Source organism: Asaia astilbis JCM 15831 (genome assembly GCF_000613845.1).
Classification (GTDB): domain Bacteria; phylum Pseudomonadota; class Alphaproteobacteria; order Acetobacterales; family Acetobacteraceae; genus Asaia; species Asaia astilbis.
Window position 1 is genome coordinate 144,665 of sequence record NZ_BAJT01000004.1, and the last position, 19,055, is coordinate 163,719.

At 59.4% G+C, this 19,055-nt stretch carries 15 protein-coding genes and 4 pseudogenes; 13 read left to right on the forward strand and 6 right to left on the reverse strand.

All coding sequences use genetic code 11. The annotated features are described in order from the left end of the window. Positions 1-4: 4 nt before the first annotated feature. Positions 5-1,204 (reverse strand): OpgC family protein, encoded by a 1,200-nt coding sequence (locus JCM15831_RS16620; protein ID WP_084490552.1) that lies wholly within the window; start codon positions 1,202-1,204, stop codon positions 5-7. 143 nt (positions 1,205-1,347) lie between these two features. Here JCM15831_RS16620 and JCM15831_RS23260 point away from each other — a divergent pair. Next, positions 1,348-2,492 (forward strand): annotated as a pseudogene (locus tag JCM15831_RS23260) (Mrp/NBP35 family ATP-binding protein). Next, a complete protein-coding gene (locus tag JCM15831_RS21830; RefSeq protein WP_198024238.1) occupies positions 2,489-2,659 on the forward strand; it encodes a hypothetical protein in 171 nt (56 codons plus the stop codon). Before JCM15831_RS23260 ends, JCM15831_RS21830 begins: the two are co-directional and overlap by 4 nt. A 126-nt stretch (positions 2,660-2,785) precedes the next feature. Here the strand turns inward: JCM15831_RS21830 and JCM15831_RS04435 are convergent, their stop codons facing one another. Beyond that, entirely contained in the window at positions 2,786-3,439 is a 654-nt protein-coding gene (locus tag JCM15831_RS04435; RefSeq protein ID WP_025823029.1) for a hypothetical protein, read from the reverse strand. 266 nt (positions 3,440-3,705) lie between these two features. Here JCM15831_RS04435 and JCM15831_RS22440 point away from each other — a divergent pair, with 266 nt between their 5' ends. After that, complete coding sequence (locus JCM15831_RS22440; protein ID WP_051528308.1) at positions 3,706-4,155, forward strand: TonB-dependent receptor plug domain-containing protein; 450 nt, start codon at positions 3,706-3,708, stop codon at positions 4,153-4,155. A gap of 185 nt (positions 4,156-4,340) precedes the next feature. Then, a pseudogene (locus JCM15831_RS20865) lies at positions 4,341-5,860 on the forward strand (TonB-dependent receptor). 24 nt (positions 5,861-5,884) lie between these two features. Here the strand turns inward: JCM15831_RS20865 and JCM15831_RS04445 are convergent. Then, positions 5,885-6,913, reverse strand: a complete 1,029-nt coding sequence (locus tag JCM15831_RS04445; RefSeq protein ID WP_232227993.1) for a lysophospholipid acyltransferase family protein — start codon at positions 6,911-6,913, stop codon at positions 5,885-5,887. Between the two features lie 244 nt (positions 6,914-7,157). Here JCM15831_RS04445 and JCM15831_RS04450 point away from each other — a divergent pair, with 244 nt between their 5' ends. Next, positions 7,158-7,727: an HdeD family acid-resistance protein gene (locus JCM15831_RS04450; protein WP_025823033.1), complete on the forward strand. Its 570-nt coding sequence runs from the start codon at positions 7,158-7,160 to the stop codon at positions 7,725-7,727. Positions 7,728-7,793: 66 nt separating this feature from the next. On the opposite strand, the gene trpA is transcribed toward JCM15831_RS04450, so the two are convergent. Together trpA and trpB are read right to left on the reverse strand one after the other, a co-directional pair. Further along, on the reverse strand, positions 7,794-8,609 hold the full coding sequence (trpA, locus tag JCM15831_RS04455) for a tryptophan synthase subunit alpha (RefSeq protein WP_025823035.1): 816 nt from the start codon (positions 8,607-8,609) through the stop codon (positions 7,794-7,796). Then, positions 8,606-9,831, reverse strand: a pseudogene (trpB, locus tag JCM15831_RS16635) (tryptophan synthase subunit beta). Before trpB ends, trpA begins: the two are co-directional and overlap by 4 nt. A 123-nt stretch (positions 9,832-9,954) precedes the next feature. Between trpB and JCM15831_RS04465 the strand changes: the two are divergent. The 3 genes from JCM15831_RS04465 (at position 9,955) to rho (ending at position 12,983) form a co-directional block, all read left to right on the forward strand. Continuing rightward, positions 9,955-10,941, forward strand: a complete 987-nt coding sequence (locus JCM15831_RS04465; RefSeq protein WP_025823037.1) for a magnesium transporter CorA family protein — start codon at positions 9,955-9,957, stop codon at positions 10,939-10,941. Then, the gene (locus JCM15831_RS04470; protein ID WP_025823038.1) at positions 10,938-11,465 is read left to right on the forward strand and encodes a hypothetical protein; all 528 of its coding nucleotides are present in this window, start codon (positions 10,938-10,940) and stop codon (positions 11,463-11,465) included. The genes JCM15831_RS04465 and JCM15831_RS04470 overlap by 4 nt, the downstream gene beginning before the upstream one ends. 222 nt (positions 11,466-11,687) lie before the next feature. Continuing rightward, a complete protein-coding gene (gene rho / locus JCM15831_RS04480; protein ID WP_025823039.1) occupies positions 11,688-12,983 on the forward strand; it encodes a transcription termination factor Rho in 1,296 nt (431 codons plus the stop codon). 164 nt (positions 12,984-13,147) lie between these two features. Here the strand turns inward: rho and JCM15831_RS04485 are convergent, their stop codons facing one another. Continuing rightward, a complete protein-coding gene (locus JCM15831_RS04485; protein WP_025823040.1) occupies positions 13,148-13,594 on the reverse strand; it encodes a methylated-DNA--[protein]-cysteine S-methyltransferase in 447 nt (148 codons plus the stop codon). An 11-nt stretch (positions 13,595-13,605) separates the two neighbouring features. Between JCM15831_RS04485 and mnmE the strand changes: the two genes are divergently transcribed. The 5 genes and pseudogenes from mnmE to JCM15831_RS04510 all read left to right on the forward strand — a co-directional run bounded on the left by mnmE (position 13,606) and on the right by JCM15831_RS04510 (position 19,039). After that, positions 13,606-14,910, forward strand: coding sequence for a tRNA uridine-5-carboxymethylaminomethyl(34) synthesis GTPase MnmE (gene mnmE, locus JCM15831_RS04490; RefSeq protein WP_156938740.1), 1,305 nt, complete (start codon positions 13,606-13,608; stop codon positions 14,908-14,910). Positions 14,911-14,917: 7 nt separating this feature from the next. Further along, positions 14,918-16,774, forward strand: a complete 1,857-nt coding sequence (mnmG, locus tag JCM15831_RS04495; protein WP_025823042.1) for a tRNA uridine-5-carboxymethylaminomethyl(34) synthesis enzyme MnmG — start codon at positions 14,918-14,920, stop codon at positions 16,772-16,774. Further along, positions 16,771-17,350, forward strand: a pseudogene (gene rsmG, locus JCM15831_RS16640) (16S rRNA (guanine(527)-N(7))-methyltransferase RsmG). The gene mnmG and the pseudogene rsmG overlap by 4 nt, the downstream one beginning before the upstream one ends. Next, positions 17,340-18,152 (forward strand): ParA family protein, encoded by an 813-nt coding sequence (locus tag JCM15831_RS04505; protein WP_025823044.1) that lies wholly within the window; start codon positions 17,340-17,342, stop codon positions 18,150-18,152. Before rsmG ends, JCM15831_RS04505 begins: the two are co-directional and overlap by 11 nt. Further along, positions 18,149-19,039, forward strand: coding sequence for a ParB/RepB/Spo0J family partition protein (locus JCM15831_RS04510; RefSeq protein ID WP_025823045.1), 891 nt, complete (start codon positions 18,149-18,151; stop codon positions 19,037-19,039). The genes JCM15831_RS04505 and JCM15831_RS04510 overlap by 4 nt, the downstream gene beginning before the upstream one ends. Positions 19,040-19,055 lie beyond the last annotated feature (16 nt).

Here is a 19,055-nt window from a genome sequence, read left to right on the forward strand (position 1 = left end):
CACTTCATGGGTTTGCGTCACCTATCTCAGCGCCACGATCTTTTTTCTCTTCTTCTTTCGCTTCCTTGCGCGTCTCACCGGCCATCAGAGCGGCCTGACGGCGATGGCGGTCAAGCCATACGGCCAGAACATAAACGCCCAGAAATCCCAGCACATTGACCAGGATCTGGATAAGCCAGCCATCGCCGAAGCTGTTCATGACCAGACGCGCAAAGAGGTCGAGAATGGTGCCGAAACTGAACACCTCGAGAGAATGACGCCCCAGCAGGGCCAGACCCTGCCCGATCCGTGTTTCCGAGAGTCTCGTTGCTGTCACCGATGACTGCACGAGCAGAAGAATGGCGAGCGCCTCGGTCCAGCGCCAGACGGCGAGATCGGATTTATCTGCCTGAGGAATTTCAGCAAGGGGTCTGAGGCTGGGCAGGTTCCAGCTCTCATAGGGGAAGCATTCCAGCGCCCCGAAAACCAGACAGGCCCCTGCCAGAACTCTGGCCCAGAACGGGCCGGGCAGATTGCCACCGCGCTTGCCCGCCATGATCGCAGCGAACATGCCTAGGGTAAAAATGAACTGCCAGGCGAAGGGATTGAAGTACCAGCCATCCGGATCGAGCCAGTTCGGCAAATTGAGAGTCGGATCGCTGTTGATCAGTCCCCAGAGCGCGAGGCTTGAGCCTGCCAGAAGCCAGGGCGAGATCTTCCAGAGAAAGACCAGAAGCGGGAAGGCCATGAGCAGAACGATGTAAAGGGGCAGGATGTTCAGATTATTGGGCAGGGCCTGAAGCGACAGGACACGCCAGACCCATTCGTGACCGTGCGCCAGTTCGGGCTCGAGAAAATCGACAGGGACCGGAGAATAGTGACGCCATTGCCGGATGGTCATGACCGAGATGAGCAGCATGACCATCTGAAACAGATAAAGCCGCCAGCAGCGACGGACGATGCGTTCGATTCCCATCCCCCAGCCCCCGGTAGGCGCGCCGCGCAGGATCAGGCGGCCATAAGCCAGCCACGACGCATAACCTGCCAGAAGAACGAAGATCTCGGCGGCGTCGGCGAAGCCGAAATTACGCAGGGTAAAGCGGTTGAGCACATCCTGTGGGGCATGATCTGCGAGCATCATCAGGAGCGCGATACCGCGCAGGGCGTCGATGCGGTGGTCGCGCTTCTTGCGTTTCGGGACGACGTCGCTCTTGGCCTCGCTCATTCCAGTCCTGCTTTCCCGCCCGGACAGATCCGGTCCTGTGTCTCAATCGTGCTCTGCTCTTACGCGCAGATGGTTGTGCGATCTACTTCCGGCCATGTTAAACGACAACATATTGGGTACGGCCCCGCCGCCAGAGGACAATCATGACCGATACAGAAAAACCCGCCAATGAAGCTGACCAGCGCAGAATTCTCGAGACTCTGCGTCTTGTCAAAGACGAGGCTGGCACATCGAATGTTCTGAGCTTTGCGTCTCTGGAGGGTATCGCGCTGCGTGACGGCCACGCTCATGTGTCGCTTGCCACCTCGCGTGAAGATGCCGCGCGCATTGAGCCGATGCGCCCACGCGCCGAGGCCGCTCTTGCCGGTCTGCCTGGCATTTCCCGTGCAACGATCATTCTGACGGCCCATCGCCCCCCCGGTCAGGGAGGGCAGCAATCGCAGGGTCATCGTCCTTTCAAGCTCGATCAACCGGCCAATAGTCCCGGCCATCCGCAGCCGACTCGGCCCGATGGCAAGGCGCTGCCCCAGGTGCGTGCGATTATCGCTGTGGCTTCGGGCAAGGGCGGGGTCGGCAAATCGACCACTGCGGTCAATCTTGCCGCCGGTCTGGCAAAGCTCGGTCTCCGAACCGGCATGCTCGATGCCGATATTTATGGCCCGTCCTTGCCGCGGATGCTTGGCCACTCAGCCAAGCCTGCGCTTGAAAATGGCAAGATCATCCCTGTCGAAGCCTGGGGGATGCATGCCATGTCGATCGGTTTTCTGGTCGATGAGCAGCAGGCCATGATCTGGCGTGGCCCTATGGTGATGGGAGCAATCGGACAGTTTCTGGCAGATGTGGCCTGGCCTGAGCTGGATGTTCTCGTGATCGACATGCCCCCCGGAACCGGGGATGCCCAGTTGACGATCGCCCAGAAGCTCAGCCTCCGCGGGGCGGTCATTGTCTCGACCCCGCAGGATATTGCGCTGCTCGACGCCCGCCGTGGTGTAATGATGTTCGAGCGCATGAACGTGCCGTTGCTCGGGGTCGTCGAGAACATGTCCTATTTCTGCTGCCCGAACTGTAATCATCGTACCGAGCTTTTCGGCCATGGTGGTGCGCGTGAAGAGGCAGCGAAAGCGAATGTGCCTTCCTCGGTGAAATTCCGCTTCTTGCCGATATCCGCATGAGTGCCGATGCCGGGACGCCAATCATTATCTCCGCGCCGGAGAGTGAGGCGGCGCAGGCCTATACGCGCCTTGCGCGCGCTGTTGCCGATAGTCTGCGTCTGGAGCCGGGAGCATGAAGCGCCTGATCCTCGCGCTTTTCACGGCTGGTGTCGCGCTCTCAGGATGCGGCCCTCGCACGGTGCCGCATCATGGTTATGCCGCTGACGGATATGGGACCATCGATAATTCGACTCATCTCCCGCCGCCAGATGCGCTCTGGAAGCCAGCCCCGACGACAAAGTGAATGACGGACGGGGCGTTGCCTCGTCCTGTTTCCGTCAGGCCCAATTCTCAGAATCCTGTCTGAGCGAGCCTGACAAAGTGAGGTCGGGTTTTTCTGCGGGGCACCTTGCAGCGCCCCGCGACAGTCTCAGTTTCCGGAAGGAGCGGCCTGCTCCCCCGTTTTTTCCTTTACCGACACTGTGCCATTGACGGTCCGGTTCAGGACAGAAAACGAGACGGCGTCCATCGTCGTCACATCGACGTCATCCCCGGTCTTCAGGCTGTTCAGCAAAGGCAGAAGGGCTTTCTGCTTGACTGTCACCGTACGCGTGATGTCGGCGTGATCGATGATCGTAACCTTATGTGCGGCGGCATCGACGGCAAGAACCTTGACGCGCTGACGCTGGAAGGAAACGAGCGTGCCGTGCGGATGACGCTTGGCGTATCCCTTGGCAGACGAGACGGTCGATTCAGGGAGGGGGCTTCCGGGACGGGCGATATCGGCTGCCATCGTCTGAAAGAAGCGGAGCGAGATGTGATCGCCCGCTTCGAGATGAGGCAGGTCCTTCGCGTCTTTGGGAACCGTGAGGGTAAGCAGCCCCCCCTTCTTGTCCCGAAGAAGAACGGTGCGTGTCTGCATGTCGGCGGTTTCAACCGTCGCATCCATGCTCTGATTGCCCGTGATGACGGCCTGTGCTGCCGCTGGGTGGGCAGTAACGGCAAGGGCTGGTGCCGTCAGAAGAAGGGCAGTCAGTGCGGGGCGCAGAAAACGACGGGTCAGGGGCGCTGTCTTCGAAACCATGGGAACGTTCTTGTCCTTCTTGGATGTCACGCAGAGCAGACAGGGTCGACTGTTCTGGTGTCCTGGTGCGGGTGACCAAGGCCATCAGGCTGCCCCAAGTCGCCCGTCATGAAAAGAGGGCGCCTGACAGGGCGCGCGCGAGTGCGAGGTAAATTTTCCACAGCCTTCAGCTGAACTGCCTCTGTGGGACAGTTCAAAAAACCGAAGATGCAGACAGGACCAAATCAGAAGGTGACAAACGGGTCATTTTACTGTGCAAACGAACCATGTTCTGGAAAATCAAAAGCGGCATTTCTGGCTTTGGTCTTGTGATCCTGGGTGTGCTGACCTTCGGGGGAGAAGAGGCATGCGGGCAGGAACCGCCGCACCGTGAGCAGATACTGGTTCATGGGCATCAGGCCTCCGGGATGAATGCGGCCTATCTGCACGATGAAGCCACTCTGGGGCCGCTTGGGACGCGCAGTCTGCTTGAGACCCCTTTCTCGATCATGACCGTGCCGCATGATGCGATCGTGAACCAGCAGGCGCGTAATGCGAATGATCTGGCCCAGTATCTGCCTTCGGTTCAGCTCGAAATGCGGGGAGATCCCAATACGAGCCGTCCTCAATCACGCGGATTTGAAGCTGATGTCATCGCCAATTCACGCCTCGATGGTCTGAATATGGTGATTACCACCCGTATGCTGCCGAGCAGTTCGACTCGCTTCAGGTGCTGAATGGGCTTTCCGGTGCGCTTTATGGACCGCAAAATCCTGCTGGAACGTTCGATTATGTTCTGAACAGACCGACAGACCAGCCACGCGAGAGAGTTGTTTTTGGCGTCGATTCTCAGGCGCCTCTTGAGTCGCTCGATGCGTCAGGACGTGTCGGAAAGTCGAAATGGTTCGGCTATCGCGTCACGATGCTCAACCAGTCGGGGACGACCTATACGCCGGACGCCCATCTGAGGCGGGGGCTGATCTCGGGCGCCTTCGATTTAAATTTGGACGCCCGGACCCAGATCCAGATCGATGCCAGCCAATACAGCTATGCGCAGCGTGGCTATGCCGGTGGTTTTTCCTACGCAACCGGAATTGCCCTGCCTCAGGCTCCCGATCTTTCGCGCCGAGGCTATGGGCAGGACTTTGCGGGGTACAATGCCTCGACCACAACAGTGCTCGCCAAAATCGTGCATCGGTTCTCTGATGACTGGTCTATGACACTGGGCGGTCTCTATCAGGATGCCTGGCGCAATGTGTTTTCTGTCACCAATACACTGACTGATTCAGCAGGACGCTACAGGACCAGTATTGCTGCCGCGACGACGGCAAATGATTTCAGGGTCTGGTCCAATCTCGCCTATCTGAATGGCCACTTTCATACGGGTCCATTCAGCCATCAGGTTCTGCTGGGCTCCAATGGCTACAGTATGGGGACGTTCAATCCGACAAAAGGGCAGAGTGCTGTGCTCGGTACGGCCCGCATCGGAGAGCCCGTCGTCTTTCAGGGGACGCAGCCTTATTTTTCGGGCAGCTATCAATCTGCGTCCATTGTGTCTCAATCCCTGCTCGCCGGGGATACGATCACGCTCTCGCGCCACTGGTCTGTGATGGGCACCCTGGCCTGGAGCTGGCTCGATACGACCAGCGGCAACACGCTTGGCGTGACGACGGCACGCTATCATGTCGGGCCGGCTTTTACGCCGATGACCAGCCTGATCTACCGGGCCAATGAGCGCACCAGTCTTTATGCAACCTGGGGACGTGCCATTCAGGCGGGGCCAATCGCACCGGCATCGAGTGTAAATGCCAATGAGGTTCTGTCTCCTCTTCAGTCGGAGGAATATGAGGTCGGGATCAAATACCGCCCTGTGCCTGAACTGATGCTGAGTGCTGCGGGCTTTCGGATGACGCGGGGCTTTGCTTTCACCGATCCGTCAACGGGACTGTATCGGGAGGCAGGCGAGCAGAGAAACTATGGCGTGGAAGGCAGATTGCCGGTCGTCTCAACAAGGCGCTGAGCGTTTTCGGGGGCGTAACCTGGCTTGACGCCCAGACGGGTGCGACGGGATCCGTGCTCACATCTCACAAGCAGGTCGTCGGTGTGGCGCCTGTGCAGGTCAGTTTACTGCTTGATTATCATTCTGTCTGGATGAGAGGGGCTGCCGTCAATGCCAGTATCCATGGCGTGAGCCAGCGGGCGGCTGATGTCGAGAACCGAAACTTTGCCGCAGGTTTCACGACGCTCGATCTGGGCGCGCGATATGGTTTCCACCTCTATCACGTGCCGGTTGTGCTGCGCTTTGGTGTGTCGAATGTGACGGATGAGCGCTATTGGGCGTCCGTCTATCCGAGTTCGATCAACGGTGCGGCAAACGCCATGAATTCGGCTGTGGCGGGGATGCCGAGAACCTATCACGCCACCACGGAAATAGAGTTCTGAGCGGGGGCTTTTGCGCGCTGAAACTCAGCTGTGTGAATGCCATCCGTGCACGGTCTCATCGTTCTGCCTGAGCCGGGCAGCACCTTTGGCAACGGCGCTCCAGGCGGCGTTGGCCAGAGCCTTGCGACTGGGGAAATCCTCCGGGGCGAGAGGATGATGCAGCAGAATAGTCGCCCGTTTGTTGCGCTTTTTCAGAAACTGCCAGACATGGGGACCCAGATCCATATCGCCATACCAGGCGAAAACAGCGCGTCGTGTCCGCGTGACGGGGAGTCCCTCAAGCCGGTCATAGACGAGCGAGATAGGCTGGATGAGTGGGGTCAACCCAGCCGGATAGGACGGCATGTCGATCTGCGGTGCGTTTTTGGGGATACGCGGCAATTTCGCGATGGCGAAAAATGTCGACATGAAGGGCAGTACGCGCGAGCCGTCGGATGAGGTGCCCTCTGGGAACAGGATCAGATTATCGCCTGTGGCCAGACGCGTGATCATCTCGTCACGTTCGCGACCGGTCGTGCTCTTGTTGCGACTGACAAAGATCGTGCGCCCGATTTTCGAGACAAGGCCCATGATGGGCCAGCGCTCGATATCGCCCTTGGCGACAAACACCGAATAGATCTTGGTACCCAGAACCGGAATATCGAGCCAGGATGAGTGATTGGCGACATAGATTACCGGACGTTCCCCGCGGTCACGCCCCTTTTGCCCACCGACCGTACCGGCTGGCTGTCCGATCACCTTGATGTCGAGGTCGAGCAGTTTGCACAACACGCCCCAGATGACGCGTGTCCAGCGTATTTTAAGAACGCCCGGTATCGGTAAAAGAAGGGCTTCAAATCCGACCGAGAGCGGCACCCAGACCACCACTCCTGCAAGGCGCAAGCTGGCACAGACGCTCTCACTCCAACGCCTTGCGGGTGTGGCAGGATTCAGGGCGACATGGCCTTGAGGCGCGGAATGCCTCTCAGGGCGGGGCAAGCCTTTTGGAGGGGAGGAACCTTCTCGTCGTGACATCAAGCCGGTGAGTCGGTTTCGAAAGAGTGCGGCGCTCATGACCTGTTCAATACTGTCATGAAGCAATTGTGACAATCGCTCCAGGCAGGGCTTCTGACCGTTATGTCGGCTGGATCTGCGGCGTGCGCGGGCGTTTGCTCGGGAGAGAAGGTGGTTCTTTTCAGCCGCTGGTAGTTGTTCCACGTGAAACAATGATCGCTCTGAGACGTCGATAGGAGAGATGTCACGAGCCCTTGATGTTTCCAGGGGTGCGCGTCGTGCATATGGAAAGAGGAAATGAGTGATGGCTGGTCTTGGTGATTTTCCCGGCCTCCCGCCGATCAACCCGCAGCTCAAGCCCAACTGGTTCATCGGGCTGGGTGTGGTGTTGATCGTTCTGGGTGGGATCGCGTTTGTCGATACTGTCGTGACAACGCTGGCGAGTGTTGTCGTTATCGGCGCGTTGCTGATTTTGACGGGCATCGCTTATCTGATTCAGAGCTTTGCTCATCGCACCGTGGCGGGGTCCCGTTTCTGGATCACCGCGTTGATGGGGTTCCTCTACGCACTGGGCGGTATTCTGCTTATTCAGGAACCTGAGACAGGGTCTCTCTTTATCACGGCGTTTCTGGCTGGGTGTCTCATGGCGTCGGGCCTCATGCGAGGCTTTTGGGCCGCCGGGCATCGCTATGTCGCCAATTGGTGGACGCTTGTTCTCAGTGCTGCTGTGGCATTGCTGACCGGAGTGCTTATTTTCGTTACTCTGCCTTGGTCTGGCCTGTGGTTGATCGGCACCCTGATCGCCGTTGAACTGGTTTTCGGCGGGGTATCGGCTCTGGCCTTCGGCCTCTCGCTCAAGAAAGCCGGTCGGTAATCGACCGTGGTATCTCTGGCATTTCTGGCCAGTTTTTTGGAAAGGGGGCGAGAGACGCCCCCTTTTTTATGACGCGCGGACTGCTTCTGAAATGTCAGCGAGCTGCTTCAGGACGGTTGGTACGGTCGCAGGTGTTGCCTTGCCGTCGTCGAGCGTGGTGGCTAGGGTCGAGATCAGAGCCGAAGCAACCACAGCCGCATCGCCGACCGAAGCGGCCTGAGCCGCTTGCTCAGGCGTGCGGATTCCGAAGCCGATGGCCACAGGCAGAGCGCTGACCGCACGCAGGCGGGGAAGGGCTGCTGCAAGCTCGTCACGACTGGCCGTGCGTGTGCCAGTGATGCCGGTGATGCTGACGTAGTAGATGAACCCGGAAGCCGTCTCGAGAAGATAAGGGAGGCGTGAGTCCGGTGTGTTCGGGGCGACGAGCTGAATGATGTCGAGGCCGTTCTTCTGTGCATCGGTCGCGAGAAGGTCGCTCTCTTCCTTGGGAAGATCGACGATGATCAGACCATCGACACCGGCCACGGCTGCGTCGGCGCAAAAACGGGCCGGACCGTAGCTGTCGATCGGGTTGAGATACCCCATGAGAATAATCGGGGTCTCGTTATCCTGCTCGCGAAAGGCACGCACCATGTCCAGAACGCCAGCGAGCGTCGCTCCGGCTTGCAATCCACGCCGCGCCGCTGCCTGAATGGTCGGGCCGTCCGCAGACGGATCCGAAAAGGGGACGCCGATTTCGATCAGATCGGCTCCGGCTGCTGGCATGCCTTTCAGAAGGGCAAGGGAGGTCTCCAGATCCGGGTCAAAAGCCTGAAGATAGGGAATGAGCGCGCCGCGGCCCTCGGCCTTGAGGGCGTCGAAACGGGCCTTGATACGACTCACAGCGAAACTCCCAGATGCTCGGCAACGGTGAAGATATCCTTGTCACCACGGCCTGACAGATTGAGGATGATGATCTGGTCGCGCGCCATGTCGGGGGCGATTTTCATCACATGGGCGAGCCCATGAGCACATTCGAGCGCTGGAATGATGCCCTCGGTGCGTGTCAGAAGCTGGAAGGCTTCCAGAGCTTCCTTGTCTGTCACGCCGACATATTCGGCGCGACCGATGTCGTTCAGCCAGGAATGCTCTGGCCCGATGCCCGGATAGTCCAACCCCGCACTGATCGAATGCGCCTCGGCAATCTGGCCGAATTCGTCCTGAAGCAGATAGGTCCGGTTGCCATGCAGAACGCCAGAGCGTCCGCGTGAAATGGAGGCTGCGGTCAGGCCGCTATCGAGACCATGACCAGCCGCTTCAACGCCGATCATTCTGACGGCTTCGTCATCGAGGAAGGGGTGGAACAGCCCCATGCGTTCGAGCCGCCGCCGATTGCAGCGATGAGCACGTCGGGAAGACGGCCCTCGACAGCCATGATCTGCTCACGCGTCTCGATGCCGATGATCGACTGGAAGTCGCGCACCATCTCCGGATAGGGGTGCGGCCCGGCGACGGTGCCGACCAGAAAATAGGTGTCATGCACATTGGCGACCCAATCGCGCATGGCTTCGTTCATGGCGTCCTTGAGTGTGCCGGAGCCTGCCGTGACGGGTCTGACCTCGGCACCCAGAAGATGCATGCGAAACACGTTGGGCTTTTGCCGCTCGACATCGACGGCGCCCATATAGACGGTGCATTTCAGCCCGAAAAGTGCGCAGACGGTTGCCGTTGCGACGCCGTGCTGGCCTGCGCCAGTCTCGGCGACGATGCGTGTCTTGCCCATGCGTCGTGCCAGAAGGATCTGGCCCATGACGTTGTTGAGCTTGTGCGAGCCCGTATGGTTGAGCTCCTCACGCTTGAGATAAACCTTCGCGCCGCCGAGTTCTTGACTCAGGCGTTTTGCATGCCATAGCGGGCTTGGGCGGCCGACATAATCGCGGAAATAGTAATCGAGCTCGCGACGAAACTCGGGATCGGCCTTGGCGGTCTGATAGGCATCAGCCAGATCCTGCACCAAAGGCATGAGGGTTTCGGCAACGAACTGGCCCCCGAACGTACCGAAACGGCCACGCTGGTCGGGGCCGTTGCGCAGGCTGTTGAGGCGGGGCGAGACTTCAGAACTCATGCGAGTTGTCCTGTTAGAGGCATGGATCGACACGGCGAGCGGGTTTCTGCGATACCAGAGGGGCGGCGCAACGTCCATTCCCGACCCGCAGGGGAAATCCGCCCAGTCGGAAAGAGAGTTTCGATGTTTCTAGCGCATCCTGTGGGGCGTCCCGTTCATGAGATTATTGCGGTCGAAGATGCGGGAGATGTTTCCTGGCTCGATCTGATCGATCCAAGTGAGGACGAGATCCGTCTTGCCGAGGCTGTGACAGGGCTGACGCTGCCGAGAAGGGAAGCGCTGGAGGAAATCGAAAGTTCGTCACGCCATTACCGGCAGGACGATGTCATTTATCTTTCGACCCCGCTCATCCGCATGGTCGAGGAACAGATGACGACCTATCCGGTCGGAATCGTCGTGTCTCCGCGCTGGCTGATTACGGTGCGCTACGCAAGCTACGCAGCCTTTGAGACCATGAGCCGCGATCTGTCAGCAGCCGATGTCGATGGTGCCTCTCTCGATGTGCCTGAGCTGGCCATTCGATTGCTTGAGACCATCGTCAACCGGTTGGCTGATATTCTCGAGAATGCCGGCCATACCCTCGATGAGATCTCGCGCACGGTTTTTGCCGATAAGCGGTCAAACCGTCGTGTGCGTAACGCCAATGTTCTGCGTCAGACACTCAGAAAACTGGGAGGGAGCGGTGATCTGACCTCGTCCATCAGGGAGAGCCTTCTGGGGGTCGATCGCATCGGGATGTATCTGGGCGATGCGCGTTATTTCGAGTTTCGCGATGCGCTGAAGGGGCGCCTGCGTATTCTGAGCAGGGACGTCGCCTCGCTGAACGACTACGTGGCGCAAATGGCCGTGAAGGTGCAGTTTCTTCTGGATGCGACGCTTGGCTTTATCAGCATCGATCAGAATGACGGGATGAAATTGCTGACGGTTGTCAGCTTTGTCGGCATCACGCCGACCTTGTTGGCGGGCATCTATGGCATGAACTTCAAGCTCATGCCGGAACTCGAATGGCATTACGGCTATTACTATGCGCTGGGCCTGATGGCTCTCTCGGTGCTGCTGCCTTTGTTCATCTTCTGGCGCCGGGGATGGTTTGGAGATCGTTCATCGTGAACAGGTTCGCTCTGTCCTTTTCCCTTCTAGCTCTCGCGTCAGTCGCCTCTCGGGTGCAGGCAGCGCCTGTCTTCCATCCGACGACGCATGAGGCTCAGCAGGTCCTCGATCGTCTGGTGAAGGAGCCTCTGAAATTCGAAGGTGCAAGTGGGCTGCCTCTCGGGTTTCGTCAGGCGGCCGGTAATCGGGGCAGGCAACCGACCCGGGTCCTGATGGGGTACCATTTGAATGGCACGCAGATTTCAGGTGAGTTCGTCGCCCTCGATGCCGAGAACAGGCCCTTGCAGGCGGCATCGCTGAACGGTCGTTTGCTGGATTCAGGCAAGGTCGAGGGACCCGTGTCGTGTCAGGTTGATATCGGTCTGCCGTCGACGCTCCACTTGAGCGGCCTTTGCGGCCCGGCGCAAATTTCGGGCGCCTATACCGAACAGACGCCTGAATCTCCGCTCGTCTTTCTGTTGCCCGGTCTGGGAGAGTCTGAAGGCGCAGCCGGAGAGTACAGGATGATGTCCTGGCGTGGTTGATGCGCAGTGTTGACAGAAACCCGTATTTTTCACTAGATTGCAAAGCAAGCGCCGCTTTTCTGTTCTGCATTGCGGCCTTTTTTCAAGACCTTCCGTCTTCGCTCATCGTCGGGCCCGTCCTGCGGCCCATCTGACGGGGCATCCTTTCACGATCGATCATCTGTCACGGATACGGACTTTGTCTCCAGGGCAGTGGACTATAGCCCATCTAAGGCGCTTTTCATGCATCTTGCTGAACTCAAGAAAAAATCACCTGCCGATTTGCTGGCCTACGCTGAAGAGCTGCAAATCGAGAATGCATCCTCGATGCGCAAGCAGGACATCATGTTCGCCATTCTCAAGACCCTGGCGGACAACGATCAGGCCATTTATGGCGAAGGCACACTGGAAATCCTGTCTGACGGTTTCGGGTATCTTCGCTCCCCCGAAGCCAATTATCTGCCCGGCCCTGACGATATCTACATCTCCCCCGCCCAGGTGCGCCGTTTCGGCCTGCGCCCCGGTGATACGGTCGAAGGTCAGATTCGTGCGCCGCGCGATGGCGAGCGTTATTTCTCGCTGCTCAAGGTCAACTCGATCAACTTCGAAGAGCCTGATTCCGTCCGTCAGCGCATCAACTTTGATAATCTGACGCCGCTCTACCCTGAGCGTCGCCTCCGGATGGAAGTCGAACAGGTCGGTGCTCCTGAGCCCCAGCCGACAGGCAAGGGCAAGAAAGACCAGCGCGATTACACGCCGCGCGTGATCGATCTCGTAGCCCCCATCGGTATGGGACAGCGTGCGCTCATCGTGGCTCCGCCGCGTACGGGTAAGACCGTCATGCTGCAGAGCATTGCGTCTTCCATCAGCGCCAACCATCCTGACGTCTTTCTGATCGTGCTGCTGATCGATGAACGTCCGGAAGAAGTGACCGACATGGCCCGCTCGGTGCGTGGCGAAGTGGTCTCATCGACCTTTGACGAGCCCGCGACCCGACACGTTCAGGTCACCGAAATGGTGCTGGAGAAGGCCAAGCGTCTTGTTGAGCACAAGCGTGACGTCGTGATCCTGCTGGACTCCATCACCCGTTTGGCGCGCGCCTACAACACCGTTGTGCCGTCATCGGGCAAGGTGCTGACCGGTGGTGTGGACGCCAACGCCCTGCAGCGCCCCAAGCGCTTCTTCGGTGCTGCGCGTAACATTGAGGAAGGTGGCTCGCTCACCATCATTGCAACGGCGTTGATCGATACGGGCAGCCGTATGGACGAAGTGATTTTCGAAGAGTTCAAGGGCACGGGTAACTCCGAGCTCATTCTCGATCGTAAGCTCTCGGATAAGCGTACCTTCCCCGCGATCGACATCACCAAGTCGGGTACGCGTAAGGAAGAGCTCCTTGTCGATCGTGCGTCGCTGTCGAAGATGTGGGTGCTGCGCCGTATCCTGTCGCCGATGGGCACCATGGATGCGATGGACTTCCTGCTCGACAAGCTGAAATACAGCAAGACGAACCAGGATTTCTTCGACGCCATGAACAACTGATCTTTCGATCAGCTTGTGACGATCAGCCGCCGGGTGCCCATGGTGCCCGGCGTTTTTTTGTAAGAAGCGTCAGCTCTCGCTTGGGATGAAAGGGGCGCAGCCTCTTTTCGGGGGACGGGGCCCCGCCCCGTGATCCATCTATGTCCGCTCTGTTCGAAAAGCGTTTAAAGCGCGACGCCCTCCAGTCTGAGTAGATAACGCTTGTCGTCCAGTCCGCCTTCGCCGGAGTAGCCGCCGAGATGACTCTTGCCGAGAACGCGATGGCAGGGGATCAGGATCGGGATCGGGTTATGGGACATGGCGCCCCCAATCGACCGGGCGGAACCGCCGGCTTTTGCGGCAAGTTCCGCATAGCTGATCGTCTGGCCGTAGGGCACATGCTGCAGGGCAGCCCAGACGGTTTTGCGATAGGCGGTGCCCCAGGGTGCCAGAGGTAGGTCGAAACTTTCAGGCTCGCCGTCGAAATAACGTTCCAGCATGGTCTGGGCGCGGGTAAGAAGGGGCGTCTTTTCCTGATCGCGTCCCCATCCCCAATCGAGGGCGACGATAGACCCTTCATCTTCGCTGAGGGTCAGGGGGCCAAGGGGAGAGTGTAATGAGAGCTGGGGCATAGAGGATTCACATGGTTGACGCGATGGAAAGCCCGGCAAGACGCAAGGGCGAAGTCATTTTCGCTCTGGCGACCGGTGCCGGGCGGGCGGCGATTGCCATCATGCGCGCAAGTGGTCCCGGCGCTCAAGAGGTGCTTGCCGCCTTGTGTTCGGGGCGTCTGCCTTCGCCGCGTCATGCCAGCCTGCGCGCGCTGCGTCACGAGGGCGAGCATCTGGATGATGCCGTTGTTCTTTGGTTACCCGGTCCGCGCTCCTATACCGGCGAGGACGGCTTTGAACTGCATCTTCACGCAGGACCAGCCGTCATCGATCGGGTCGCGCTCGCGCTGACGGCACTCGGAGCGCGACCTGCTGAGGCAGGGGAGTTTACGCGTCGGGCTGTGCAGGCAGGCCGACTGGATCTGCTTCAGGCCGAGGCGATTGCCGATCTGGTAGAGGCCGAGAGTGACAGCCAGCGTCAGCAGGCGCTGGCTCAGGCAGACGGTGTGCTCAGCCGGCGCTATCACGACTGGAGCGACCGATTGAAAACGCTTCTTGCTCATCAGGAAGCACTGATCGACTTTCCGGATGAAGATCTGCCTGAAGAGGTCGAACAGGCATTGGCTCGCAAACTCGACGGATTGCGCACAGAGTTTCAATCCCACCTTGCTAACAAGCGGGGCGAGATCGTGCGACGCGGGCTGACCGTGGTCATCGCGGGGGCGCCCAATGTTGGTAAGTCGAGTCTGCTGAACTACCTGGCAGGATATGACGCAGCAATCGTCACCCACCGGGCGGGGACGACGCGCGATGTGATTGCGATCGACTGGCTCTTTCATGGGGTTCGACTGCGTCTGGTCGATACAGCAGGGCTTCGGGAGACCGAGGACGAGATCGAGGCAGAAGGCATCAAACGCGCAATGTTTCACGTGGAACATGCCGATCTTGTGCTTCATGTGATGGCAGGCGAGGCAGAAATGCCGCTCCGCCCTGACGCGTTTTTGGTCTGCAACAAGATCGATCTGTATCCGGCTTTGGAAGGCACACTCGGCTTGAGCGTGCAGACGGGCGAGGGAATGTCTGCGCTCGAAGCGCTTCTGGCCGAGCGGATCAAAGCCCTGACAGCAGGCGTCGGCGCGCCTCTGACAAGGGCGCGTCACCGGGCTGGCATCGAAGAGGCGCTGCTCTATCTCGATCAGGCGCGTGCAGCGCCGTGGCCCGAGGTGAGGGGCGAAGCATTGCGACTTGCGATGCGGGCTCTCGGTCGATTGACGGGACAAGTTGATGTCGAGTCCCTGCTGGATGTGATATTTGGACAATTCTGCATTGGTAAATGAGGCATGTGTGAGCGAGTTTGATGTTGTCGTCATAGGCGGGGGGCATGCGGGTTGTGAGGCAGCTGCTGCCTCGGCACGTTTCGGCGCGCGTACGCTTTTGCTGACTCAAAAGCCTGAGATGATCGGTGCGATGTCGTGCAACCCGGCGATCGGGGGGATCGGCAAGGGACATCTCGTCCGCGAGATCGATGCACTTGACGGGTTGATGGGCCGCGCCGCCGACAGGGCGGGAATCCATTTCAAGCTGCTGAACCGCTCCAAAGGGCCTGCCGTCCACGGCCCACGCGCACAGGCCGATCGCTATCTGTATCGGAATGCCATTCAGGCGCTGTTGGTCGAAACGCCCAATCTAACGATTGTGGCGGGTGAGGCGGCTGATCTCGTTGTGCAGGACAAGCGTGTTACCGGGGTCGTGTGTGAAGACGGGCGTGTGTTCAGTGGCGGCGCAGTGGTGGTGACCAGCGGTACGTTTCTGCGTGGTGTGATCCATATCGGGCATAAGCAGGAGCAGGCGGGGCGTATCGGGGAGCGTCCTGCGGCGCGTCTGGGAGAGCGCCTTGAGGCGCTTGGCCTTCGTATGGGGCGGCTCAAGACCGGCACGCCTGCGCGTCTGGCGCGTGACAGCATCGATTGGGAGTCTCTGGCAGAGGATAAGGGCGACGCCGTACCAGAGCCGTTCAGCCGTCTGACCGATCGCATCACCACCGATCAGCTCTCCTGTCGCATCACGACCACGACGCCACAGACGCATCAGATCATCCGGGATAATCTGGCCTTGTCTGCTCTTTATGGCGGTGCAATTGCCGGACGCGGGCCGCGCTATTGCCCGTCGATCGAAGACAAGATTGTCCGGTTCGGTGAGAAAGACGGACATCAGATCTTCCTCGAGCCCGAGGGGCTGCCGGGGAATCCCGGGGGGGATCTGGTCTATCCGAACGGTATTTCCACCAGTCTGCCCGCCGACATTCAGGCATTGATGATGGCGTCCATTCCAGGGCTTGAGAAAGCGCGCATCGTCACGCCCGGCTACGCGGTTGAGTATGATTATGTCGATCCGCGTGAGCTGGCCCCAAGCCTCGCTTTGAAAGCAATGCAGGGTCTTTACCTCGCCGGGCAGATCAATGGCACGACCGGTTATGAAGAGGCGGGGGCTCAGGGCCTTCTGGCGGGTCTGAATGCGGCTCGCTTCGTCGGGGGCAATGAGCCGCTCGTTCTCGGTCGTGATCAGGCCTATCTGGGTGTGATGCTTGACGATCTGACGTTGCAGGGGGTTTCCGAGCCCTATCGCATGTTCACGTCACGGGCCGAATACCGGTTGAGCCTGCGTGCCGATAATGCCGATCTCCGTCTGACGGCGCTCGGGGTCGAGATGGGATGTGTGAGCTCTGAGAGAGCGGCACGTCTTGAGCAGGACGAGCAGGCCATCACGTCGGCGATGGAGCAGGCGCGTGCGGCGCTCTATGCCCCTCAGGATCTCGCAGCGCAGGGCATTACGGTCTCGCAGGACGGTCGTCGGCGCTCCTTGCTCGATGTGCTGTCTGGGCAGGCAGATGAGGCGGCAGCATCACGTCTCGCGCCCTGGTTTGCCGAGCTCCCCTTGCGCGTGCGACGCCATGTCGAGACGGAAGCCCGCTATGGTGGATATCTTCAGCGTCAGGAACGGGAGATCCGTCAGCTCGCGGGAGAGGCGCAGATCTCTCTGCCCGTCGATCTCGATTACACCCGTATCGGCGGCTTGAGCAGCGAGATGAAAGAGCGTCTTTCTCTGGCCCGGCCCGTCAATTTTGCGGCGGCGCAGCGCGTCCCGGGCGTCACACCCGCCGCCATGATCGCACTTCTGGCGCATGTGAGGGCCGTGGCATGACCCCTGTTCCACGTGAAACACGCGAGCGGCTAGAGACTTTCGCGGCTTTGCTCGAAAAATGGAACGCGCGCATCAACCTCGTTAGCCCCCGTGACATGCCCCTTTTATGGGAGCGTCATATCGATGACTCACTCAGGCTTGTACTTCATCGAGCGGGGTGCCCGTGTCATCGATCTGGGGTCTGGCGGCGGCTTTCCCGCGCTCATGATCGGCATCGCCTGTGATGCCGAGATGGTCATGGTGGAGTCAGACCAACGCAAATGCGCCTTTTTGAGAGAGGCGTCACGGGCTTGTGGCGTCAAGGCTCAGATTGTACCCAAGCGCATCGAGCAGGCCGATGTCGATCCTGCCAGCTATGTGACGGCACGTGCCCTGGCTCCGTTGTCGCAGTTGCTGGAATGGAGTGCCCCTTTTCTGCTTCCGCATGGGAAAGCCCTGTTTCTCAAGGGAAAAAATCTGCCGGACGAGTTGACCGAAGCCGAGCGGTGCTGGCACATGCAGCATAGAATTCTGGACAATCGCGCCGCCTCAGGGGGCGCCATCATCGAGATAAGCGATATAAAACGTGTCGACTAACGACACGGGCAAAAAGGCCCGTATTCTCGCCATCACCAACCAGAAGGGGGGTGTGGGCAAGACCACAACAGCAATCAATCTGGCGGCAGCTCTTGCCAGCACGCAGCGCGTTCTGCTGGTCGATATCGACCCGCAGGGCAATGCGTCCACCGGGCTCGGCGTTGATTATAATGCGCGTCAGATCGGTAGCTATGCAGCACTCATGCAAGAGGCTCCACCGGAAAAACTCCCTCGTCCAACCGAAACACCCAATCTCGATGTTATCGTGGCCAATACCGATCTGGCCGGTGCCGAGATTGAGCTGATCGGGAGTGAACGGCGCGAGTTTCGTATCCGCGAGGCACTTATGGCGCTTGCCGATCGTTATGACATCATCCTGATCGACTGCCCGCCCAGCCTCGGTCTGTTGACCCTGAATGCGCTCGTGGCGGCCGATGCAGTGCTGATCCCGCTGCAATGTGAGTTCTTTGCGCTTGAAGGCATCAGTCAGATCGTTCGCACTGTCGATCGTGTGCGCCGGGCGTTCAATGCCGATCTGCACGTGGCGGGTATCATTCTCACCATGTACGATCGACGCAACAACCTGTCTGAACTGGTTGCGGCCGATGCGCGCAATTTCTTCGGGGAGCAGGTTCTGCAAACCCTGATTCCGCGCAATATCAAGATTTCCGAAGCGCAGAGCCACGGGTGCTCGGTGCTGGAGTATGACCGGCGCAGCAGCGGTGCCGCAGCCTATCTGGCTTTGGCAGAAGAAATTGCCCAACGTCTTGGTATCACCCAAAAGAAAGGGGCATCGTCATGAGCAAGAAACCGGCTCCGCGTCTTGGGCGCGGTCTTGCAGCCCTTCTCGGTGACCAGGCACATGATTTGCCGCGTGCACCGTCGCCCAGTCAGGAGGTTGCTCATAACCCTGCAATGCTCGGTGTCGACCTTCTGGCGCCCGGTCCCTTTCAGCCTCGCGTGGATATGGATGAAGGCCGCCTGAATGAGCTGGCGGACTCGATCCGTAGTCGGGGCGTCCTCCAGCCTATCCTGGTTCGACCCGATCCCGAGCAGAAAGGGCGTTACCAGATTATCGCAGGCGAACGTCGCTGGCGTGCGTCGCAGCGGGCTGGTCTGCATGAAGTACCGGTGCATGTGCGCCTGCTTGATGATGCTGATGCCATGGCAGCGGCGCTGGTGGAGAATCTGCAGCGTGCTGATCTGAACGCGATCGAAGAAGCTGAAGGTCTTCAGCGGCTTCTGACCGATTATGCCCTGACACAGGAAGAACTGGCTGGCGCGGTGGGCAAATCCCGTCCGCATATCGGCAATATCCTGCGTCTGCTGAACCTGCCAGAATCTGTGCGTCAGAAGGTGCGTGAGGGGCTTTTGAGCGCCGGTCACGCACGTGCCCTCTTGGCCCATCCTGATCCGGTGGCTGCCGCAGAAATCGTGATCGGACGCGGCCTCAATGTGCGTCAGACCGAGGCGCTTGCTCGTCAGGTGCCCAAAGCCGAACAGGAAGCGTTGAAGCCGCCACGCGACAACGAGCTGGTGCGTCTGGAGCGGGATCTGGCGTCGCGGCTGGGGCTCAAGGTGAAGATCGACTTCAATGGCAAAGGGGGGTCGCTCCGCCTTGACTATAACAGTCTCGATCAGTTCGACACGCTCATGCGCCTGTTATCGCCAGAGAAATCCGCAAAGTAGTTTCGAATGCGGAATA